Genomic DNA, 21,688 nt, shown 5'->3' with positions numbered 1-21,688 from the left:
GATTCACTTTCATTTTTTGGGAATTCAAGAATTCAAAAAATCTCTGTTCGAGCAACAGAGATTGTTGTTTTGTGATTTTTGATCTTGAGTGGATGCTGGGTGTATCTCGCTGGCAGCGTGAGTAACTTAAAGCATATTAAAATAAGGAATTTCTATCTTCTTCAATTGTCCAGTTTTCGTCAATATTTAGATAAGAATAGCTATTGTTCTCCCCACTAGCCTCAGTGTATTTATCACAGGATCGATAAATTACAAAATAGTCGTGTTTCCAAACAAAATTAGAAGAGAACGTAAAGTTAATCTGTAAATCTTCGTTGCTATTACAATATGAATTACTAATCTTTATGGTCTGAAGTTTATAATTCTTAAATAAGCTATCAAGAATTTTATCGTAACGTATGTTCCCTCGTGCCTTTATTTTAGCTTTTGAAGGATGAATTACTAGTCTAGAATAATTGTTTTCTAAATAAACAGGAATGTATTTTGATTCTATAAATTCCAGAACTGATTCAAAACAATCTCTATTATCTTCAAAATCTTGTGATATAGACTTCAAATTATTTTCTTCAGAGCAAGAACTGAGTAAAGCATAAATAGCTACCAGTAATAAACTTATTTTAGAATCAATATTTAGGTTATTTGGTTGAAATTCTTCTCCATCTGTTATCGTCGAGTTATGATTCGTGAACAATGAAGTAAATATAACATCATAAGTTTATAGCGAATATTTCTTTTTATAGAAGAAAAGATTCGCTCAGTTCCAAAACAAAAAAGGCAGCTAAAAGACTGCCTCAGTTCTAAACTTTTAAGTTTTTAATCCGTGACCGTCAGTGCCGGCCTTTTCTCAGCGTTTGCCAATTCCCATGCCGTGTAAAAGATCAGTTGAATGCGGTCTTGATAGAGTTCGTATTCAATTTTATCTGGAGTATCTGAAGGTCTGTGGTAATCTTCATGGGTTCCATTAAAGTAAAAGATTACAGGTACATCGTTTTTGGCAAAGTTGTAGTGATCACTACGGTAGTAAAAACGGTTGGGATCTTCTTTACCGTTGTATTTGTAATCCAACTTTAAAGGACTGTTATATTTTTTATGAGCCATTTCAGACATGTCGTGTAAATCTTGGGAAAGCATATCACTACCAATCAAATACACGTAGTTTGGATCATCTTTAAGTCTTGGATCAATGCGGCCTATCATATCGATGTTGAGGTTGGCGATCGTATTTTCTAATGGATATACCGGATTTTCAGAATAATAACGGCTACCGTGCAGTCCTATTTCCTCAGCAGTTACGTGAAGGAATAGTATGCTTCGTTTTGGGCCGTAACCTTCGTCTTTCGCTTTTTTGAAAGCTTCTGCGATTTCGAGTAGAGCGATAGTTCCGCTACCATCATCATCTGCTCCATTGAAGACTTGTCCGTCTTCCATACCCACGTGATCCAGGTGCGCAGAAAGTACCAAAACTTCTTCAGGCATTTCAGTTCCTTTAATGAAGGCAAGCACATTTTCAGAATCGTTTTCAATTCGCTTGAAGTAGGATTCCGGAATGGTCTGGAAATAGCTTCCATCGGTCATACCACCAGAAACTCCCATTTTCTCATATTGGGACTTTAGATACTCAACCGCTCTTTTTTGACCAGGTTCACCAGTATAGCGACCTTCCATTTCATCACTAGCGTAGTAATAAAGTTGTTCCTTCAACTCATCTACCGTTATGGATTCTGCATAACTGGAGACCGGTGCGTCTGCGATGTTTTTTTTGGCATTTTCTTTTTTGGAACCACAAGATGTGGCGAGGCTCAAAACCAAACTGGCTAGAACTAGATATTTCATTGATTTACTTTTTTAGAACTTTGTACTCCTCGTAACATTCACTCATGGCATCGAGGATTTGAAGATCGTTTGCTTCTTCAATAAACTTTTTAGAATACTGGCAGTTGGTTAAAATACGATCGATGCTTGCCTTTTCCATTCCCAATAAACTCACGAGTGTTTCTCGATCAAATTTACTTTGAAGCAAGTTTCGGATTTCATCTTCCTTTTTAATCTGACGCAGTTTGCGCATTTCACTTCCTTTTCTACTGAATACGCCATAAAGGAAATCGGCTGGATTAAAAATAGAGTTGAAGACCTTAGTAACCGCTCCTGGTTCTTGGTCTCCTGCTTCATAGGCTGTATTCAGTCCATTGATGCTGTAGCGACGCGTGTTGTAGATAGGGGCGCGCTTAGCGTCTATTTCAAGATATCCGGTTAAAGTAGATTCTTTGACAACCACTTCTTCAAGGGCGATTCCTTTCTCGGTCATGGAGATCGTAACGTCACCATATTTAAGCCAGTCTTCAGTCACGCGTACGTTAATTGTTTCAAAACCTAAATAAGAGAAGAAAAGTGTGTCATTCACTTTTGCGGGTATTTCAAACCTGCCGTCGGGTGTGGTGATCGTTCCTTTTACTTGGTTCAGGTTTACGATATTCACGTTATCAAGCTCTTGATTGTCTTTAGCATTGAGGACTTGACCTCTAACCATGGACTTTTCAGTACCGTTATTTTCAGGCTCTTGAGAGAATGCAAGCTGACTTGATAAGAGACAAGTCAATAAAAGAATAAAGTAGTATTTCATTGATGCTGCTAAAATACGTCGCGTGGACGGGTAATAATAATTCTGTTAAGACTTATTAACTTCCTCGCTCAAATAAGCAACGAGTTTTTTAAACGCCTTGGCGCGGTGACTTATTTTACTTTTCTCCTGCATACTCATTTCTGCAAAAGTGATGTCATAACCCTCAGGCTGAAAAATAGGATCGTAACCAAATCCCATGGTTCCCTGTTGTTTGTTGACAATCGTGCCCTCACAAACCCCCTCAAAGAGGTTTTGACAACCGTCTATTTCTAGAGCTATGGCGGTAACAAATCTCGCACTGCGATCGTTAAAAGGCTCTAGATTGTTCAATAACAACCTCATGTTGTCATTGCTATCTTTGTTCTCACCAGCATATCGAGCGGTGTGAACTCCTGGCTCACCATCCAGCGCGTTTACCAGCAAACCGGTATCATCAGCAAAAATGGGTAGGTCTGTTCGCAATTTCAAAAACTCCACTTTTTGGATGGCGTTTCCGGCGATGGTATCGGCCGTTTCTGGTATTTCCTCGTCTAGGCCTAAATCATCCAGACTGACAAGTTTGATATTATCTGGAACCAGTTGCTGAATTTCTTCCAGCTTATTACGGTTGTGGGTGGCAAATACTATTTTCATGAGCTTAGTTGCATAGCAATTTTTTCTAGAGTGGGCACGTGTACAATGTGTTTGATTTCTGGTTCTAGCATTTCACAATCCGTACCAAAAAGCATTTTTAATCGAGGCAGTTCTTCTCTACGGCGTTCTGGAGTCGCATATTCGTCTTTAGTTCCCATGATGTGGTAGAAGTTGTAGCATAGCGATTTAAAATGATCTCCATCTTGCGCAGTCAGTTCTTTAGGAACACCACCGCTATGTAAAACTAGTGCCTTGATAGGGTCATTATAGTTTTTCAGGAATCGGGTAGCAATGGAAACGCCCTGAGAGTAACCGAAAAGAATAAGACGTTGATCGCCTTGGATCTTCTCAGCTTCAAGCACGGCATTTATATAGTTGAGATTGTTTTTCATTTCTTGCTGAGTATCTACGCGTGTGAGCCAGCTGGCTCCCACATGTTTAAAATCCTTACCTTGATAAAATTTTGAAGGCGCTTGAGGAACGATAACATAATTCTCGTCTGTACTCAAACTCTGGAAATACTTCTTAAAATAAGTCGCGAGGTAACCCAACCCGTGAAAACACAGCCAGATGTTCTTAGTATTTTCTGTCAATTCATTGACTGTTTCGTACGAATTTGTATGAGAATAACTGACGGTTCTAACCATTCTTGCCGACCTTTACAATTAAAAGAAGTAAAGATATGGACTCTAAAACTATTCTCGACACCTGCAATCAGATAAGTAAGAATACACTTATGGAAACCCTCGATATTGAGTATGTCGATGTAGGGGAGGACTACCTCACCGCCAGGATGCCCGTCACTCCCAAAGTCCATCAACCCGATGGTGTTTTACACGGCGGAGCAAGTGTCGCGCTCGCGGAATCTGTAGGCAGCGCCGCGAGCTATATCTTTCTCGATACAGAGAAATTCATAGTTCGTGGATTAGAGATTAGTGCCAATCACACGCGTTCCGTAAAGGATGGTTTTGTGTACGCCACCGCCCGATTTTTACACAAAGGGAGAACTACTCAGCTATGGGAGATCAAAATTAAAGACGGGAAAGATCGACTAGTTTCTATTTGTAAGCTCACGACCATTTGTCTAGAGAAAAATTCAGTTAAATCAAAGTAGGAATAGAGGCTTTTATCTCCGCAAAATTAACCGTAGATTCCCCACTTAGATCTCGTTATGCATTTCAAAAATATCCAAGAACGAATCCAAAAATTGCTTGATGCTGACCTGCCTTTTTTTGTTTTTAGAAAAGGAGGGTCCACAACTGTTCAAATACTTCAACAGAAGAACCTAAAACTTCATAAAAGACAACATGACACTTTGACTTGTTGCTGTTTTTCAAAATTTAAAAATAATGATAACCAGTATTTTATTTATGGTGAAGTTTATGATGAGTTTACTATTGATTTTCACGCTTCTATTGATGAATTCAAATCAGATTTCTTCGGTGAGACAACACTGGCCGACCGTTTGAATCACATGAATCTTGTGAAAAAAGGTGTTGCGGCTATCGCCTCTGGTAAGTTGGAAAAGGTGGTGCTTTCGCGAAAGCGAGATATTCAAACAACATTATCATACCCGCAAATTGCCGACCGACTTTTTAAAGCATATCCTGACAATCATACCTACTTTTTTCACCATCCCAAAGTAGGTACTTGGTGCGGATCTACTCCTGAGGTGTTGTTGTCTTATTCGGGAAATATATTAAATACTGTGTCTTTGGCTGGCACGGCTCTTTTTAATGCAAAAAAGGATCACGTTTGGGGAGAAAAAGAACGCCATGAACAACAAATCGTAACTGATTCCATCGTCTCAATTTTAAAATATCACGGGACTGAAAACGTTCAAACCGATGGCCCCAAAACGATCAGATCTGGAGATTTGATCCACTTAAAAACTGAGATTTCTGCAGCTGCAAAACAAGATCAAATTAGCTCAATTTTGAGCGATTTGCATCCCACGCCAGCGGTATGTGGGCTGCCTAAAGATGTTGCTCTAGATCTTATCCTGGAACATGAGAATTATGATAGAGCATTTTACACGGGCTACTTTGGAATTATATCTCCTAAAGAGAGCGATTATTATGTCAATTTAAGATGTATGCGGCTTAAGGAGAATATAGCGACCATTTATGCAGGTGGAGGTATAACCTTACAAAGCGATCCAGAGCTTGAATTTCTAGAAACGGAAAACAAAATGAAAGCGATGATGCGCGTATTATAATCTAACAATATGAAGCGTCGCTACCTATAGAATACTTCTAAAAGCAGTTCTTAGTAATGTTGTGCGCAGAACGGGTTTTTGATTGGATGTGGCAGGTTTAATAGTATTGAGTCTGGTGAAAAAAGCGTAAATTTTTGATAATGTTCTAGTTATAAAGATACCTGTTTCATACAGAACTATAAACGAGTAGTAAACGAGGTATTTTATTAGAATCATGTGCTTTTATTAATTGGTTGCCTAAATATCGTAAGAAATATTCAATTCAAAACGATTACACCATTTTTTTATGAATTTATCGCTTAATACCTGAAATCTAATTATAATAGTGTGTTTAACCGATGTTTAGTGTCCCTTTGTCGGTCTTGATAAGTTGCTGTTAATTCACCGGCCATAATAGCATTGCTCACTATTTTTGTCAATATGCACAGCAGTATACTTCACGCACAACAAGTAGTTTTAGGTCTAGAAAAGTTTTCTGTCAGACATATTGTTATCTCTCCCGGTTCTAGAAATGCACCGCTCACGCTTGGCTTAAACCATAATCCATTTTTCAAGTGTTACAGCATAGTAGATGAACGCTGCGCTGCGCATGTAGCCTTGGGTATGGCGCAACGTCTTAGAGAACCTGTTGCTGTGCTTTGTACGAGCGGTAGTGCTCTGCTGAATTATTACCCAGCAGTTGCTGAGGCTTACTACAGCGAGATTCCGCTTATAGTTCTAAGTGCAGATCGTCCGCCACACAAGGTCGATATAGGAGATGGGCAAACCATTAGGCAGAAAAATGTCTATCAAGATCATATATTACATGAAGCAACGCTAGAAATGATCGATAGTTTATCAGGTGAGCAGGAATTAGAAAAAAATCAACGGATCATCTCAGAATCCATCAAAATTTGTAGGGAAGAGCAAGGGCCTGTTCATATTAATATCCCATTTGAGGAACCTCTTTACAATCTTGTTAATCAGGCTCAAGTGAGAATTTCTATTCCTGATTATAAACCTGACCAATCTAACCAAGATTTCTCAGAATTAAATGAAGCCTGGTCAATAGCAAACCGGAAACTGGTATTGATTTCTACCGCAGATCCTGATGATATTACCGAGGAGCAAATAGACACACTTATCAAGGATTCCAGCGTGCTTGTGATGACGGAAGTGAGTGGTAACCTAGTACACGAGCAAGTGGTATGGGGAATAGACTCACTTATTGCACCCATTGAGCAGAATGAGAAAATGCTTGAGAAGTGGCGTCCTGAACTCGTTTTGAGCATAGGCGGCATGATCGTCTCAAAAAAAATCAAGCAGCAACTTAGAGCTATAGATGGTCTGAAACATTTTCACCTGGGTCCATGGCGAGCAACCGATACTTTCTTCTGTCTAAAAAATTCCTATAAAGTGCACCCCTCGGTTTGGATTGATCAGCTTCCGGAACCTAAGATCGAGAGCAATTATCAGAGTTTATGGCTACAGCATTTTAAGAGTTGCATGCAAAAGAAAATGGACTATCTAGAACAAATTCCATGGTCTGATTTTAAGGTGTTCTCGCAACTGTTCAAATCCCTACCAGATAACATTGTTTTACAACTAGGTAACAGCAGCACCATACGCTACGCACAATTGTTCAAGATGAATGCGTCCCACGATATTTACTGCAATAGAGGGACGAGCGGTATAGACGGATCTACCAGTACGGCAGCAGGTAGTGCCATGGTCGCAGATCGTCAGGTGATTTTTGTTACGGGTGATGTCAGCTTCTTCTACGATTCTAATGCATTGTGGAATAATTACTTGCCTAACGACTTTAAAATCATTTTGATCAATAATTCAGGTGGTGGAATATTTAGGATTTTGCCTGGGCATCAGGATACTGAGGTTTTTGATACCTATTTTGAGACGCAACACCAGCTCACGGCGGTGCATTTGAGCAAGATGTTTGGATTTGGCTATCGAGAGGTAGGTGAGGAGTCCGCTTTCGCGAAAGCGTTACAAGAATTCCTACTAGATAACACAGCTCCTCAAATCTTAGAAATATTCACTCCGGGAGCTTTAAACGATAGAATTCTACTGGATTATTTTAAATTTTTAAAATAGTTTTAAGAACGGCTATTAATGTATTAACTTGGGCGATCTAATCATTAAAATAATCGCACTATGAGTAAATTTGAAGAGAAAGTAGGTAAGTATATCGATGCCTACAAAACCAAAATAGGGGACGATCTAGACGTAGACCTATTGAGAAAAGTGACTAAAGGACTGGGTCCATCGATATATAATAGGGATGCAGAAACCGTAAGCGCTGAAAAGTCTGAAATGGAGCGTGTTGTGCAAAACTACCTCAAGAAAAAATTAGGTCTAGAAGGAGATGATCTTCTTTCTTCAGTTGAGGCGGTGATAGAAAAGTATGGTAAGAGCGAGCGTGCAAAGTACCGTGCGATCATTTATTACATGCTTTGCAAGCACCACGGCAAAGAAGATGTTTATAACTAGAGTAAACTTCAATTAGATATTCAAAGGGCTCCCGATCGGGAGCCTTTTTTTGTTCCGACATTTTCCAGATCTAACTTAATCTGTGTTTGCTGTATCAACATATTATGTTTGGTAAACGTTAACAACTAAACGTTAAACAAGTACCTACTTCATACAGCTTCACTATTTTTATACAAAATAAAGCGCATGAAAAAAATACTGATAGGAATGGGCATTGCCGTAGTGGCAATCGTGAGTGCTGGTGCTTTACAAATGAGTAACAGCGCTACTATTTCAAAAGCTGAAACTACCCAAACAGATCCCGAAAAGAGTAGGGTTAAAGATTACAATGTATATAGTTACAAAATCCCGCAAGACCTCGACTTTGCAGGTGAAAAAGTTCCTCTGGAAGATCCAGATATTTTAGAGCGGGCAGATCGTGAGTTTCTTGTAAATACTTACTGGCAGTCTAATGGGATTTTGCTTATCAAACGCAGTAAAAAATACTTCCCGATCATTGAACCGATTCTCAAAGAAGAAGGTGTTCCAGATGACTTCAAATACCTCGCGGTAATCGAGAGTGGCTTGCAAAACGTGTTTTCTCCAGCTGGAGCGAGAGGATTCTGGCAGATCATGAAAAGTACTGGTAAGGAGCTAGGCCTTGAGGTAAATGATAATGTAGATGAGCGCTATCACCTAGAAATGGCTACTAGAGCAGCTTGTAAGTATTTGAAGGAGAGTAAAGAGAAATTTGGCTCCTGGACTCTAGCTGCAGCGGCTTATAACGCTGGAAATGCTGGAATTGATCGCCAGCTGGAGCGCCAGCAGGTAAGTGATTATTATGATCTATTGCTCGGTCAGGAAACGGGTCGTTACATGTTCCGTATTCTTGCTTTAAAGGAGATTTTAGGTAACCCAGAGAGCTTCGGGTTTAATGTGGATGAGGAGCACATGTATCAATTGATACCTACAAAAGCTGAGGTCGTGGATTATGAGATCGATGATTTGGCCGCTTTCGCGAAAGCGAGAAACATCAACTACAAAATCCTCAAAATACACAACCCGTGGTTAAGGGAGGCTCATTTGAACAATAAATCACGTAAACGCTATGAGATTGATATCCCGCTAGAGGGATATTATAGATAAAATGATCAACTGGGTCTGGACACACTGGTTTATTACGGCGCTTATCGTCAATTATATTGTTGCCCTAAGTGCAGCGTTCTTTTTGCTGCGTAATAATCAGAATCCGCGCAAGACCCTATCGTCGCTGCTATTTCTCATCGCCTTTCCCTTTGTGGGACTTTTGATCTATTACTTCTTTGGCCTGGAGTATAGAAAGTCAAAGATTTTCAAACGTAAAAACCTCGATTCACACAAGATTATTTCAAAGTGGAACGATAAACTTTTTCTTACTGATGAAGAGCTAGCAAAATTTGAAGAAGACTTTCTTAAAGACAGGCTGAAACTGGTAAAACTTCTAAGGCATAACGAGGATTCACCACTTACTCTTAAGAATGATCTGAAGGTCTTGTATAATGGAGAGAATACTTTCAAGACTATTCTTCATGATATAGATCAAGCCAAACACCATATTCATATTGAATATTTTATTTTCAATGATGACACGACTGGCAATGAATTCATCGATAGGCTCCTAGCTGCTCGAGAGCGGGATGTACTGGTTAAACTTATTTATGACAGTGTAGGAAGTGACCTATCAGGCAATGCTATCAAAAAAATGAGGAATGCGGGAATTGATGTTGAGGCATTCATGCCCGTTATTTTTTCAAATTTTACGCGTAAGGCTAACTATCGTGATCACCGTAAAATCGTTATCATTGATGGGCACATAGGTTACCTTGGCGGAATCAATGTTAGCGATGATTATCGAAATGATCTGGGTGAAAACAAGCATGGATACTGGCGCGATACGCATTTACGCATTGAAGGTCATGCCGTCAAAAGTATTCAAGCGCAGTGGATGCTCAATTGGTTTTTTGTTCACGACCATACGGAGCAGGAAGAAGACGATATGATCAATAAAGATTATTTTCCAGATGTGGATGAATGGGAAAATAAACCCGTTCAAATTGCTGCCAGCGGTCCCGATTCAGATTGGGCAAATATCATGGAAGCGATTTTTCTTGCTATAAATACTGCAGAAGAGAGCATACGTATCACAACACCGTATTTTATACCTAATCAAGCGATTCTAACTGCTCTGGAAAGTGCCGCTCGATCAGGTATTGATGTCGAGATTATGGTCCCGAGGATAGGCGACAGCTGGGCCGCTCGATATGCTTCCAGATCGTATTTTGAAGAAATTATGAACTGCGGTATTAAAGTTTTCTGGTATTGTAGAGGAATGTTGCACGCAAAAACGATGGTCGTGGATGGACAGTTTGCAACAATAGGAACCTCTAATATGGATTATCGCAGCTTTGATATCAATTTTGAAATCAATGCATTGATCTATGATGAAGCGGTTGCTCAAAATTTGAATGAAAAATTTGAAAAGGATAAAGAAGATTGTGTACAATTAGACCCTCAAGAATGGGAAGAACGCTCCCATTTCTATAAGTTTAAAGAATCCTTTTGTAGATTGTGGGCTCCTATGCTTTAATGATGAAAAAAACTTCCATGGATTTAACGACAATTTTATTACTTCTAGCGATAGGATTATTAGCAGGTGTTTTGAGCGGTAGTGTGGGCGTGGGAGGTGGTGTGATTATGGTACCTCTGGCCGTATATTTTTTAGGCTATTCCCAGCATCAGGCTCAGGGGATAAGTCTTGCCGTGCTGGCCGTTCCCGTGACCTTTGTTGCTGCTTATACCTATCATAATAGTGGTCACACGCTGGACTGGCGTTATGCTTTGATAATAGCACTTTCTTTTGTGGTGGGCGGTTACTTCGGCTCTAAGCTTGCGGTGAACATCAATCAGCAGCTTATGAAAAAGATTTTTGGTTTTATTCTTATCATTGTTGCGGTAAAAATGATTTTCTTCTCAAAAGCAAAAGGAGTTAGTTAGGAAAACCCTAACAAATTTGACTGCAGGTATCTTTATTTTAGTGGTCCCAAATATTAGATACTCATGAAAAACAAATTGTTCTTATTATTTCTAAGCGTTGCTGTTTTTGCAACAGCTCAAATTGAAGCACCTCAACCCAGTCCTAAAGCAAAGGTTATGCAAACGGTGGGTTTGACTGACGTTACCGTAGAATACAGCAGGCCTGCTATGAAGGGTCGTGATATTTTTGGTGGTTTAGTGCCTTACGGCAAACTATGGCGTACGGGAGCTAACGAAAATACCTTGATAACATTTTCTGATGAGGTGAAGTTTGGTGGTAAAAATGTTGAAGCTGGAACATATGCCATTTATACTAAACCGGGCAAAGATCAGTGGGAGGTTATGCTTTATACAGATACTAATAACTGGGGGAATCCTGCTGAGTGGGATGCCTCTAAAGTAGCTGCTAGCGTCATGGCAAAAACCGAAAAACTCAACATGCCTCAAGAATCATGGACGATTGCGATTAATGAATTGAGCATGGGTGGTGCACACTTACAAATGATGTGGGATGAAACTCTGGTAAGAGTTCCTTTTACCGTTCCCACCCAAGCTAAAACCATGGCAAATATTAAAAGAGCCATGTCTGGTCCTAGCGCAAATGATTATTATCAAGCAGCGGCATTCTACCTAGAAGCAGACCAAGATCTTAATCAAGCACATGAGTGGATCACAAAAGCTACTGAGATGAACCCTAAGGCGTTCTGGATTTTTACACGTAAATCTTTGATCGAGGAAAAAATGGGTAATAAGCAGGCTGCGATTACATCGGCTAAAAAAGCACTTGCTCTGGCAAAAGAACGTGGAAACCAAGATTATGTAAAGATCAATCAGGACAACCTAGCGCGCTGGGGAGCTTAATAGAATCCCTTTCAATACATGGAAAGCACTGCAGTAAGCAGTGCTTTTTTGATTCTAGTCAAGACCAGAATTCGTATCTTAGAGAGCTAAATCTTTTCTATGAAAACATATAACAAAATTAAGTGGTTGCTAGGTATTTCAATGGTTTTTGTTCTGATTGTGACCACAAATTTGATCGATCGCAACAACTTTATTCAAGTCAAGGACTCGGTGACCTCTTTATATGAGGATAGATTAGTGGCAAAGAATATTATTTATGATATGTCAGTCTCTATTCACGACTTGGAACTAGCTATTGTAACAGATTCCTCGTTCCAGGCTGATAATAAAATAAAGACTACTAAAGATCATTTAGAGAATCTCATCGTTAGGTTTGAAACCACTAAACTAACTAAAGAAGAAGAAAAGGTTTTTAAAAAATTCAAACAAGGCGTTCAAGACCTATCCGCAAAAAGTGCCGCTGGATCTAGAGAATCTATAGACTCAACGTTGTTGCAAAGCTCTCAATTGCTTAAACAAAAATTAAATGACCTCGCAGAAATTCAATTGGCTGAGGGAGGCGTACAAATGGGAATTACTAAGAAGGCTGTAGAAACCGTTGAACTTTTCACAAGTATCGAAATCTATGTACTCATTTTCCTTGCTATTGTAATTCAAATTATCATTCTCTATGATCCAAAAAGATCATCAAAAGAATCTTAGACTCTATTAACGTGACTTTTTAAGTCTTTATAACATGACATCAGTAATTTTGAGTAAAATATAGAAAGATGCAAGAAGTAAAAGCGTACGGAGCTCAAAGCTCTGATGCAGATTTGAAGCAAATGACCATAAAGCGTCGGGAGTTGAATGCTAACGACGTAAAAATTGAAATTTTATACTGTGGAGTCTGCCACAGCGATATTCACGCAAAGAACAATGACTGGGGGAATGCTAAATATCCTATAGTTCCTGGTCATGAGATCGTGGGTAAGGTCACAGAGACTGGTTCAGATGTAAACAAATTTAAAGAAGGAGACATTGTGGCTGTAGGTTGTATGGTCGATAGCTGTCTAGAGTGTCCTTCATGTAACAACGATCTCGAGCAGTTTTGTGAGAACGGAATGACGGGAACCTATAATGGCAAAGACAAGATTGGTGGTGCAGAAAGTGATCACACTTTCGGTGGATACTCAACCAGCATCACAGTAAGAGAAGAATTTGTTTTAAGTGTTCCTGAGAATTTAGACCTTGCCGCAGCTGCACCATTATTATGTGCAGGAATAACTACGTACTCACCCCTCAATCATTGGAATATCAAGAAAGGAGATAAAGTAGGCGTAGTAGGCTTAGGCGGTCTTGGCCACATGGGAATCAAGTTTGCCGCAGCGATGGGTGCGGAAACAATAATGATCACCACATCACTAGGCAAAAAAGAAGATGCCAAAAAATTAGGAGCCGATGGTGTATTGATCTCAACAGACGACGACCAAATGAAAGAGCATAAAGGCTCTTTTGATTTTATTTTGAACACTGTTCCGGTAAAACACGATATTAATCCATACCTGAACCTACTTACCATTGATGGCACCATGTGTATGGTAGGAGCCATTGAGCCTTTAGAACCCATGCACGGTGGTAACTTGATCATAGGAAGAAAGCGCGTTGCTGGATCTCTAATAGGAGGGATTAAGGAAACTCAAGAAATGCTTGATTTTTGTGGTGAAAAAAATATTACCTGCGATATCGAGATGATCAACATTGATGAGATCAATGAAGCTTTTCAGCGCGTTCAGGATAGCGATGTAAAATACCGTTTTGTGATCGACATGCAGAGTTTAAAGAATTGATTAGAATTCATACTTAGGAAATAAAAAAGAGCGGACACCACGTCCGCTCTTTCTATTCAAAGTCCTAAGACTCATTTCCCAGCGGCAAAAATTTCTTTGAGCTGTCCTACCATACCACCATTACCGGTTACGGTGATCTCACCGATTTTATCGGCGATCTTTTCTACGTACTCCATTTCCTTGAGCTTATAGAGCATGGCATTTTCTTCCATGAGCTTTGCCGTGTTGAGCAAACTACGGGTGCTAGCAGTTTCCTCTCTTCGGGTAATCACGTTTGCTTGAGCGGTTTTTTGTGCCATCAAGACTTTATTCATGATTTCCTTCATTTCTCCAGTCAAGATGATATCACGCACTCCCACATCAAGCAGCTCAATGCCTAGATCCCTTGCTGTAACCACAGTTTTTGCATTGATGCTCGCGGCTAGATCTTCCTTGCTTTCAAGGAGTTCATCCAGCGTAAAGTTTCCTACAAAACCACGCAGAGCCAGTTGTAGATCCACATAAAATTGTTTTTCAAAATCCTTGGTTCCCATGAGCGCACGTTTCACATCCACTACTCGGTATTTTGCAAACAGAAAGGTTCTGATGCTCGCCTTATCCTTCGTCAGCAACTCTTGACCGCTTACCTCCATTTGAAGGGTTCTCGTGTCAGTTTTGGCAAACTTGATGCTGATGTCGTTCTTCCAAAACCTATACACACCGCTTTCCAGCACACGATCAAATTTGTCCTCGACTAGCAACACCCCTTTTTCAGTAGCGCCTACTTCAAAGGTTCTAACATATTGATTCACACCGTAGCGACTTAAAATGCTGCTGTCCAGATCCTCGGTGATCTCGATTTTACTCAAATCTGCCTTGACAAACTTGTAGTCCATGAACCCTTTCCAGTAGAGGTATCTTCCGGTGGTGAGTACATGACTGTAGATGTTATTGACAAATTTAAAAACCAGCTCGCCGTCACCCACATCAACAACATGTAGGTTCTCTAGAACTTTCGCATCCTTGAGCAAGACTTCTTCCAGTCGCACGTCCAGCTTAAGTTGTGCAGTCATGTAGAAGATTTTTACGCTTTCGCGAAAGCGTACCCAGTGAACGCCTGCATTCAACATTCTGACAAATTCACCGTCTTTGAAGACCAGTCCCACAGTACCGGTCTTGATGACTTTTCTAGAAATTTTCATTTCTCTTTTCTTTGTGACCACAATCTGCGATCGATTAAAATTTACACTATTTGAACAGGGCGTTACCGGTAAAACCCTGAAACAATACTTTTTTAAAGAAACCCTGCGTTGAGGTCATCCATCCCTCGCGGAATGTGAGTCTGTCGGTTCGTCTCAACCGCTACCCGAAATAGGTTTTTGAACTATTTAGTCTGATCTAACGATCTTCGTTTTAGTTCTCCAAGCCATTCCAGAATCACGGTCTCGAATCGTGACTGGACTTACATTCAAGGCGAGATCTGGACTGGAACCTTGATTGCTCTAAATTCCCGACCTGTCCCGCAGGGTTTCTTCTTTTGGCTTAACTAAGGCGAGCCACCGCTCCAAGAGAAGGATTTTTAACGAGATCCCTCAAACTCTCCCTATCCACAAAGGGTGATTGTCCTAGATTTACGAGATCTATGACTCTCGATTGCTGATTCTAAAATCAGTGCGTATACCTATTCCGCCATTCCGATCTGTTGATCAGAAGTAGGACTCGAACCTACATAATCGTTGCTTTGATTTAAGGAAACCAAAAAACCTCTCAACCAGTTGCATCTGCTTGCGTGATACAAACTTGCAACGCAGCAGACAGGCGTGCCATACAGAAACACGACCGCTACCAGTAAAGTGCGAAACAGACCTGAGTCGAACAGGTATCTTCCCGTCTTCAGCGGGTGCTTTATGCCAAATGCAGTTCTGAATCTGGGCAAAATAAATTGAGCGATTTTTTATCATTTCAAGGCAAAAAACGCTGCGATAGGTAATACTACCGCAAGGCTTTTTAACGATGAAATGAGGAAAAAGATCCAATTTATTGGACTTATTCAGGACTGTCTTTGGCAACCCTTAGCTACTGTTTCTTAAAGTTGATTTTATCAAATCAACTTCAATCACCATTTTGTAAAAGCGCCCTTTGAGGATCGAACTCAAATCTGAAGGGATCTACCCGACGTGCTAGCCGTTACACTACGGCGCTTTTACCGAGACTACTTTTTCTTCTTTTTTTTGCTTTTTTTCTTTTTTGCCTTTTCCGTTTTCTTGGACTTTTTGAAGACCAGTCTACGTTTTGCCTTAACGCGATCCAGTTCTGACTGAGCAAAACAGGTTAAAAACCGATCGGTACATGACTTGAGCGCTTCTTTATGTGCGGCGATCGCTGGTTTGAGCAACCCCTGGCGTTCCATCAAGCGTCCCTGCATGATACGTAATAAACCATGATTTGAACCTTTGACCGTAAAGGCAAATGCGAGAACCTTCTGGGCTTTTTGAAACTCCTCTGCGCAAGTCAGAACATTGATGAACAAGGAATAAACCTTTATCATATATGGATCTATCGCCATGATCTGCTCACAATAATCTATAGCCGTACTGTAATCTTCAAGGTCATACATGTGTAGGCACGCCATGAGATAAAGAGCCTCAGTATTTTCTGGTTCATAGGCAAGTGCGTAATCCAGTGACTCCACCGTCTCGGCGAGTTCATAGGGATAGGCATCTATAGCCTTGAAGATGTAATTGTTTGAATTCATTACCGTTATTTAAAATATTGTCTTTTGCCTTCTTGAGGCTGTTGCGACGCTGTAACGGTAAGATGGAAAGGTCATCCATCAAAAAACCCGAATCAATCGTCTGGTGCTGTTTCGGGTTTATTCATGAGGTAGTATTTTCTATGAATGTTCCCGAAGCCAGCCGTATATCGTTACCATAAAATCTGGTACTGATGTTAAAATGATACGTTGCATAACTTCTGTTTTTGTGATCTACTGATCTGGTTTGTTCTATTTGTTGCCTTACTCGAGATCATTGTTTTCTTTCTCAAAGGCGGTGCAAAGATGAATACAAATTTCTGTAACTACCAAACTTTTTTAAAAATAAATAATTGATAATCAGCTGTTTAATAGATGAATTTAGGCTGTTGAATTCTTGTCCGCTGTTAGCAGATTCTGGTTTTAAATTAAAGTATTTGAAATACTGTAACTTGACTCAACCTATTCAACTATGTAAAAAATCACTTATCAATTAAAAATTTTTTGGTTGCTGCATAAAAAAAGCGCCTTAAATCAATTTTAAGGCGCCCCATCTATGGTTAATTAATAGTTTCTAACTCATAAAATCATACTCTAAAGCACCTGCATACCTCGCTCAAAAAGAGCGCTACCTGTAATCCTCTTGGATTATCTGAGCAAATGTGATATGTGGTTCTTTGCGTTTTCATGCTGCAATTATAAAAGATTTCTTTAGCAAGAGGATATGAAATGGAGTATTCAGAATGATTCTATTTATTGAATTTCATTCGTCAACCTATGCATGGTCGTGTTTAGATTCAAGAATTGTTTCCCTATTTTTGATTTTGTTAAGAAAATTGTTTTTGGCACGCTTTCGCGAAAGCGGAACATCAAAAATCATTACTCTCATAAATGTGGAGTTGAGAAATAGATAAGTGTCGCCGGAAAAACAAACAAAACTACCTCAATGAAAAACATGAAAATTGCAGCTTATATTCTAGCTGCTACCTTAATGGTCTCATGCAACAACAGTACAGATGAGCCCATCACAGAAGTCAAAGCCAAAACGGAAAAAAACAACGGTAAAGTCACCGAGTTTGCAGACATTGCTGTACTACATTATGAAATCCCAGGCTGGGACGAGCTGAGTCTCAAACAACAACAGTTGGTTTACTACATGACCCAGGCAGGGCTGAGCGGTAGAGATATCACATGGGATCAGAATTACAGGCACAATCTAGCGATCCGTCAGGCACTTGAAAATCTGTATACCAACTATAAGGGCGATAAAGAGAGTGAAGCATGGCAACAATTTGAAACCTACCTCAATAGGGTGTGGTTTGCTAGCGGAATCCACCACCACTACAGTATGGATAAGATGATCCCAGAACTACCTAAAGAGCAATTGTCCAAAATGATGGAAGAAGCTGGCGTGGAGCTGGATACTAGAATATTAAACTTGCTTTATGACGATCAAGATAGTAAGAAAGTGGTTCTAGATGAGGATAAGGACTTAGTTCTTGCAAGTGCGGTTAACCTGTACGGTCCTGATGTCACTACACAAGAGGCTAAGGAATTTTACGGCAGCATTGCAGTAGATAAAAATGAACCGATTGAGGTTGGGTTGAATTCGCGACTCGTGAAAAAAAATGGTGAGCTGGTAGAAGAAATTTATAAGAGCGGAGGTAAATATGGAGCTGCGATTGATCGCATCATCTATTGGTTAGAAAAAGCACAAGGGGTTGCAGAAACAGAAGCACAAGAAAAAGCACTGGGATTGCTCATAGAGTATTATAAAACGGGAAGCCTAGATACTTGGGATGACTATGCAATAGCCTGGACTAACAGTACTGATGGTGCAGTAGATTGGATCAACGGTTTTATAGAAGTGTATAACGACCCAATTGCTTATAAAGGGAGCTATGAATCCATCGTGCAGATCAAGGATTTTGACATGAGCCGTAAAATGGAAGTCTTGAGCAAGAATGCACAATGGTTTGAAGATCACTCGCCACTTATGGATGAGCACAAGAAAGACTCTGTTAAAGGAGTAAGCTATAAAACAGTAAATGTGGCCGGTGAAGCAGGGGATGCCAGTCCAGCAACTCCCATAGGTGTAAACTTGCCAAACAACGTATGGATCAGAAACGTGCATGGTAGTAAATCAGTTTCTCTAGGAAACATTATTGCAGCTTATAATGGAGCAGGTAGTACAGGTAAACTTGAGGAGTTTGCTCACGATGAGGAAGAAATCGAGCTGGAGAAGAAATATGGTGCTCTCGCAGACAAGTTACACACGGCACTTCACGAGGTGGTGGGACATGCCAGCGGTCAGATTAATCCAGGTGTAGGAACTCCTAAGGAAACACTGGGAAGCTATAAAAGCACCATCGAAGAGGGGAGAGCAGACCTTTTCGGTCTTTATTACTTGATGGATCCCAAGCTTGAGGAACTAGGTCTGGTTGAAGATTGGAAAAAAACCGGTATGGCGGCATATGATGGTTATATAAGAAATGGTCTTATGACACAATTGACTCGTTTAGAAGTAGGGCAGAATGTAGAAGAAGCTCATATGAGAAACCGCCAGTGGGTAAGTGCCTGGGCGTATGAACGAGGCGAAGAAAACGGAGTAATCGAGAAAGTAACTAAAGACGGTAAGACTTATTATGATATCAAGGACTATAAAGCGTTGCGAGAGATTTTTGGTGAGTTGCTCCGTGAGACTCAACGCATGACGAGTGAAGGTGACTTTGAAGCAGCCAAAGCACTTGTAGAAGATTATGGCGTTAAGGTAGATCAAGATATTCATCAAGAAGTAAAAGATCGTGCGAGCAAATTTGAAGCTCCGGCTTATAGTGGTTTTGTGAATCCTATGATCGTACCCGTTGAAGAAAATGGTGAGATCACTGGTTTTGAAATCAAACAACCCGATAGTTTTGCTGAGCAAATGTTGACGTATTCAGAAACTTATGGATTTCTGAATTCTATGGACACAAATATGTCATCTGAAGAAAATACTTCAACTAATTAGGTTTTACATAAAGTCTATAATCTATCAAAGCCGCCGTAAGGTGGCTTTTTTAATATCTTATTTCTAAGACGAGGCGAGAATCGATGGATACCAGAGAGATATAGAGTTATTATGAAACCTATGGGACAGTATTGTTTTAAAATTAAGGGTTGATTCAGACTAGTCTATGTAATTTTAAAATAAAAATAAAATGGCAGATAAAATCACAACTATCAACCCTGCAAATGGGAAAGAGCTCAAATCTTATGATTTCTTGACAGAGGAGCAAGCAATGGAAAAGATTCAGCAATCTCAAAAGGCCTTTGAATCCTGGAAACTGAAATCACTGGAGGAAAGAGCAAAGGTGATCAAGAACATCGGAGAAAAGTTGAACGAATACAAAGACGAATTTGCTCAACTCATGACTGATGAGATGGGTAAGTTATTCAAGCACGGTAAACAAGAGATAGATCTCTGTAAAGGAATTTGCGATTATACCGCAAAAAGTGGTATGGACGCTTTAGCAGATGAAGAACGAGAACTCGATGGCGGTGGCAAAGGAATCGTAACCTATTCACCAATGGGAATAATTTACGGGATACAACCGTGGAATTTCCCTGCTTATCAAGTAGTAAGATATTCTATCGTAAACCTTATGGCGGGTAATGCAGTGCTATTAAAACACGCTGAAAATGTCACTGGTTGCTCTTTGTTGCTTCAAAAAATCTATGAGGAGGCAGGTTTGCCTGAGGGTTTATTTCAATCCTTAGTGATCAGCCACGAAATTTCTGAGAAAATTATAGAGCACGATCTTGTAAGGGGAGTAACATTTACTGGTAGTGCAGGCGTAGGTAAAAAAATAGGTGAACAAGCTGGAAAAGCGCTTAAGAAAACAGTTTTAGAGCTTGGAAGTAATGATGCTTACATCGTGTTAGAAGACGCTGATATTGAAATGGCTGCAAAGACCTGTGCCAACGGTCGGATATACAATAATGGAGAGACTTGCGTTGCAGCAAAGAGATTTATCGTTGTAGACAAAGTTTTTGAAGAATTCAAGAAGGCTTTTGTTGAACGCATGAGCAACATTACTCTGGGAGACCCAAATGATGAAAATTCTCAGTTAGGCCCCATGGCTCGTAAAGATCTTATGGAGAAACTTCATGACCAAGTTAAAGAAAGTATCGATAAAGGAGCAGAAGTGCTGTGTGGTGGTGAACCTGAAGATCGAGATGGATTTTATTACCCCTCGACTGTATTGGGTAATGTAAAACCAGGTCAACCAGCTTATGATGATGAATTATTTGGACCCGTAGCATCTTTGATTCATGCTAAAGATGAAGAGGATGCTATGCGTATTGCTAACGACAGTAGGTTTGGTCTGGGAGGAGGAATCTTTTCTAAAGATCAAGACAGAGCAGTAAAACTCGCACAAGATCATTTTGATACGGGAATGGTTTTCATCAATTCATTTGGTTTAGCTCAAGTAAACATGCCGTTCGGAGGGGTTAAGGATTCTGGATATGGTAGAGAGCACGGAGGATTTGGTATCAAGGAATTTGTAAATATTAAAGCAGTTAATATTCTCAATTCATAGTTGACTTTGTAAAATCTTAATAAATTACCGCAAAAAAAAGGTTTTTGAATTTTTCAAAAACCTTTTTTTATGCAATTTAGTTAAATTTCTCAGTTGTATTGAGGATTGTCCGGAGCGTTAGACCATAACTCGTACTTACCTCCCAGTTCACGCATATGATTTTTCCAGATATCAAAAGTATCTAATGCTAGTAACTCACTTGCAGAGGTGTTTTCACAGACGACCCATGAATTTCCTTGAAGCTCATTTTCAAGCTGATGTATTTCCCATCCAGAATATCCCAGAAAGAAGCGGATTTCAGAACCCGTAATCTTGTTTTGCTTAATCAATTCACTTACAATACCGAAATCTCCACCCCAGTATATATCATCCTCTATAAGATGAGAGCCAGGAATTAATTCAGGTATGTTATGTAAAAAATAAAGGTTGTCTCGATCTACAGGTCCACCAGCATAAATATCTAGTTGAGCATCTATTTCAGGTATCAACTGATCAAGGGTATATTCTAATCTCTTGTTAAGGATGAAACCGACTACACCATCTTGATTGTATTCTGTTACCAGCACTACTGATCTTGAAAAGGAATCATCTCCTATAATATTAGGCTCAGATACTAAGAGCTTTCCTTTATGTGGCGCAATTTTTTCCATAAGATCACTTTTATATCTAAATGTA

General features: G+C 39.8%; 20 protein-coding genes. 12 read left to right on the top strand and 8 right to left on the bottom strand.

Annotation, left to right across the window (positions count from 1 at the left end; translation table 11 throughout):
• Window positions 1–136: 136 nt before the first annotated feature.
• From BST97_RS15935 to BST97_RS05265, 5 genes are all read right to left on the bottom strand, one after another.
• Complete coding sequence (locus BST97_RS15935; RefSeq protein WP_085766251.1) at window positions 137–691, bottom strand: hypothetical protein; 555 nt, start codon at window positions 689–691, stop codon at window positions 137–139.
• 122 nt (window positions 692–813) lie between these two features.
• Complete coding sequence (locus BST97_RS05280; RefSeq protein WP_085766250.1) at window positions 814–1,833, bottom strand: M28 family metallopeptidase; 1,020 nt, start codon at window positions 1,831–1,833, stop codon at window positions 814–816.
• Between the two features lie 4 nt (window positions 1,834–1,837).
• On the bottom strand, window positions 1,838–2,620 hold the full coding sequence (locus BST97_RS05275) for a carboxypeptidase-like regulatory domain-containing protein (RefSeq protein WP_085766249.1): 783 nt from the start codon (window positions 2,618–2,620) through the stop codon (window positions 1,838–1,840).
• Window positions 2,621–2,665: 45 nt separating this feature from the next.
• A complete protein-coding gene (rdgB, locus tag BST97_RS05270; RefSeq protein WP_085766248.1) occupies window positions 2,666–3,253 on the bottom strand; it encodes an RdgB/HAM1 family non-canonical purine NTP pyrophosphatase in 588 nt (195 codons plus the stop codon).
• Window positions 3,250–3,900 carry an alpha/beta hydrolase gene (locus BST97_RS05265; protein ID WP_085766247.1) on the bottom strand — a complete coding sequence of 217 codons (651 nt, stop codon included), beginning with the start codon at window positions 3,898–3,900 and terminating at the stop codon, window positions 3,250–3,252. The genes rdgB and BST97_RS05265 overlap by 4 nt, the downstream gene beginning before the upstream one ends.
• A gap of 35 nt (window positions 3,901–3,935) precedes the next feature.
• On the opposite strand from BST97_RS05265, the gene BST97_RS05260 reads away from it, so the two are divergent.
• From BST97_RS05260 to BST97_RS05215, 10 genes are all read left to right on the top strand, one after another.
• Window positions 3,936–4,367: a PaaI family thioesterase gene (locus tag BST97_RS05260; protein ID WP_085768168.1), complete on the top strand. Its 432-nt coding sequence runs from the start codon at window positions 3,936–3,938 to the stop codon at window positions 4,365–4,367.
• A 57-nt stretch (window positions 4,368–4,424) separates the two neighbouring features.
• Window positions 4,425–5,471, top strand: a complete 1,047-nt coding sequence (locus tag BST97_RS05255) for an isochorismate synthase (RefSeq protein ID WP_085766246.1) — start codon at window positions 4,425–4,427, stop codon at window positions 5,469–5,471.
• 420 nt (window positions 5,472–5,891) lie between these two features.
• The gene (gene menD / locus BST97_RS05250; protein WP_085766245.1) at window positions 5,892–7,562 is read left to right on the top strand and encodes a 2-succinyl-5-enolpyruvyl-6-hydroxy-3-cyclohexene-1-carboxylic-acid synthase; all 1,671 of its coding nucleotides are present in this window, start codon (window positions 5,892–5,894) and stop codon (window positions 7,560–7,562) included.
• Between the two features lie 60 nt (window positions 7,563–7,622).
• The gene (locus BST97_RS05245) at window positions 7,623–7,958 is read left to right on the top strand and encodes a DUF2853 family protein (RefSeq protein WP_085766244.1); all 336 of its coding nucleotides are present in this window, start codon (window positions 7,623–7,625) and stop codon (window positions 7,956–7,958) included.
• A 177-nt stretch (window positions 7,959–8,135) separates the two neighbouring features.
• Window positions 8,136–9,083 (top strand): lytic transglycosylase domain-containing protein, encoded by a 948-nt coding sequence (locus BST97_RS05240; protein ID WP_245833689.1) that lies wholly within the window; start codon window positions 8,136–8,138, stop codon window positions 9,081–9,083.
• A gap of 1 nt (window position 9,084) precedes the next feature.
• Complete coding sequence (cls, locus tag BST97_RS05235; RefSeq protein WP_085766242.1) at window positions 9,085–10,563, top strand: cardiolipin synthase; 1,479 nt, start codon at window positions 9,085–9,087, stop codon at window positions 10,561–10,563.
• A gap of 17 nt (window positions 10,564–10,580) precedes the next feature.
• Window positions 10,581–10,970 carry a sulfite exporter TauE/SafE family protein gene (locus BST97_RS05230; protein WP_085768167.1) on the top strand — a complete coding sequence of 130 codons (390 nt, stop codon included), beginning with the start codon at window positions 10,581–10,583 and terminating at the stop codon, window positions 10,968–10,970.
• Between the two features lie 63 nt (window positions 10,971–11,033).
• The gene (locus BST97_RS05225; RefSeq protein WP_085766241.1) at window positions 11,034–11,870 is read left to right on the top strand and encodes a DUF2911 domain-containing protein; all 837 of its coding nucleotides are present in this window, start codon (window positions 11,034–11,036) and stop codon (window positions 11,868–11,870) included.
• A gap of 99 nt (window positions 11,871–11,969) precedes the next feature.
• Entirely contained in the window at window positions 11,970–12,572 is a 603-nt protein-coding gene (locus BST97_RS05220) for an MCP four helix bundle domain-containing protein (protein WP_085766240.1), read from the top strand.
• 68 nt (window positions 12,573–12,640) lie between these two features.
• Window positions 12,641–13,699 (top strand): NAD(P)-dependent alcohol dehydrogenase, encoded by a 1,059-nt coding sequence (locus BST97_RS05215; protein ID WP_085766239.1) that lies wholly within the window; start codon window positions 12,641–12,643, stop codon window positions 13,697–13,699.
• A gap of 71 nt (window positions 13,700–13,770) precedes the next feature.
• Here the strand turns inward: BST97_RS05215 and BST97_RS05210 are convergent, their stop codons facing one another.
• Window positions 13,771–14,880 (bottom strand): slipin family protein, encoded by a 1,110-nt coding sequence (locus tag BST97_RS05210; RefSeq protein WP_085766238.1) that lies wholly within the window; start codon window positions 14,878–14,880, stop codon window positions 13,771–13,773.
• A 1,010-nt stretch (window positions 14,881–15,890) separates the two neighbouring features.
• Window positions 15,891–16,433 carry a tetratricopeptide repeat protein gene (locus BST97_RS05205; protein WP_085766237.1) on the bottom strand — a complete coding sequence of 181 codons (543 nt, stop codon included), beginning with the start codon at window positions 16,431–16,433 and terminating at the stop codon, window positions 15,891–15,893.
• A 943-nt stretch (window positions 16,434–17,376) separates the two neighbouring features.
• Here BST97_RS05205 and BST97_RS05200 point away from each other — a divergent pair.
• Together BST97_RS05200 and BST97_RS05195 are read left to right on the top strand one after the other, a co-directional pair.
• A complete protein-coding gene (locus tag BST97_RS05200; protein WP_085766236.1) occupies window positions 17,377–19,440 on the top strand; it encodes a dipeptidyl-peptidase 3 family protein in 2,064 nt (687 codons plus the stop codon).
• Window positions 19,441–19,630: 190 nt separating this feature from the next.
• Complete coding sequence (locus tag BST97_RS05195) at window positions 19,631–21,013, top strand: NAD-dependent succinate-semialdehyde dehydrogenase (protein WP_085766235.1); 1,383 nt, start codon at window positions 19,631–19,633, stop codon at window positions 21,011–21,013.
• An 89-nt stretch (window positions 21,014–21,102) separates the two neighbouring features.
• Here BST97_RS05195 and BST97_RS05190 read toward each other — a convergent pair whose 3' ends face one another.
• Window positions 21,103–21,663 (bottom strand): YqgE/AlgH family protein, encoded by a 561-nt coding sequence (locus BST97_RS05190; RefSeq protein WP_085766234.1) that lies wholly within the window; start codon window positions 21,661–21,663, stop codon window positions 21,103–21,105.
• Between the last annotated feature and the right edge of the window lie 25 nt (window positions 21,664–21,688).

This window comes from Nonlabens spongiae (assembly GCF_002117125.1).
Lineage (GTDB): Bacteria > Bacteroidota > Bacteroidia > Flavobacteriales > Flavobacteriaceae > Nonlabens > Nonlabens spongiae.
The sequence above is the reverse complement of the archived record's forward strand: the minus strand, read 5'-3'. Positions and strand labels throughout refer to the sequence as shown.

Excerpts from the sequence above, each read along its gene's own strand:
- BST97_RS05210 (WP_085766238.1), bottom strand. The coding sequence starts at position 14,880 with ATGAAAATTTCTAGAAAAGTCATCAAGACCGGTACTGTGGGACTGGTC.
- BST97_RS05200 (WP_085766236.1), top strand. The coding sequence starts at position 17,377 with ATGAAAAACATGAAAATTGCAGCTTATATTCTAGCTGCTACCTTAATG.
- BST97_RS05280 (WP_085766250.1), bottom strand. The coding sequence starts at position 1,833 with ATGAAATATCTAGTTCTAGCCAGTTTGGTTTTGAGCCTCGCCACATCT.
- cls (WP_085766242.1), top strand. The coding sequence starts at position 9,085 with ATGATCAACTGGGTCTGGACACACTGGTTTATTACGGCGCTTATCGTC.
- BST97_RS05205 (WP_085766237.1), bottom strand. The coding sequence starts at position 16,433 with ATGAATTCAAACAATTACATCTTCAAGGCTATAGATGCCTATCCCTAT.
- rdgB (WP_085766248.1), bottom strand. The coding sequence starts at position 3,253 with ATGAAAATAGTATTTGCCACCCACAACCGTAATAAGCTGGAAGAAATT.
- BST97_RS05190 (WP_085766234.1), bottom strand. The coding sequence starts at position 21,663 with ATGGAAAAAATTGCGCCACATAAAGGAAAGCTCTTAGTATCTGAGCCT.
- BST97_RS05275 (WP_085766249.1), bottom strand. The coding sequence starts at position 2,620 with ATGAAATACTACTTTATTCTTTTATTGACTTGTCTCTTATCAAGTCAG.
- BST97_RS05225 (WP_085766241.1), top strand. The coding sequence starts at position 11,034 with ATGAAAAACAAATTGTTCTTATTATTTCTAAGCGTTGCTGTTTTTGCA.
- BST97_RS05265 (WP_085766247.1), bottom strand. The coding sequence starts at position 3,900 with ATGGTTAGAACCGTCAGTTATTCTCATACAAATTCGTACGAAACAGTC.
- BST97_RS05245 (WP_085766244.1), top strand. The coding sequence starts at position 7,623 with ATGAGTAAATTTGAAGAGAAAGTAGGTAAGTATATCGATGCCTACAAA.
- menD (WP_085766245.1), top strand. The coding sequence starts at position 5,892 with ATGCACAGCAGTATACTTCACGCACAACAAGTAGTTTTAGGTCTAGAA.
- BST97_RS05195 (WP_085766235.1), top strand. The coding sequence starts at position 19,631 with ATGGCAGATAAAATCACAACTATCAACCCTGCAAATGGGAAAGAGCTC.
- BST97_RS05260 (WP_085768168.1), top strand. The coding sequence starts at position 3,936 with ATGGACTCTAAAACTATTCTCGACACCTGCAATCAGATAAGTAAGAAT.
- BST97_RS05255 (WP_085766246.1), top strand. The coding sequence starts at position 4,425 with ATGCATTTCAAAAATATCCAAGAACGAATCCAAAAATTGCTTGATGCT.
- BST97_RS05230 (WP_085768167.1), top strand. The coding sequence starts at position 10,581 with ATGGATTTAACGACAATTTTATTACTTCTAGCGATAGGATTATTAGCA.
- BST97_RS05215 (WP_085766239.1), top strand. The coding sequence starts at position 12,641 with ATGCAAGAAGTAAAAGCGTACGGAGCTCAAAGCTCTGATGCAGATTTG.
- BST97_RS05220 (WP_085766240.1), top strand. The coding sequence starts at position 11,970 with ATGAAAACATATAACAAAATTAAGTGGTTGCTAGGTATTTCAATGGTT.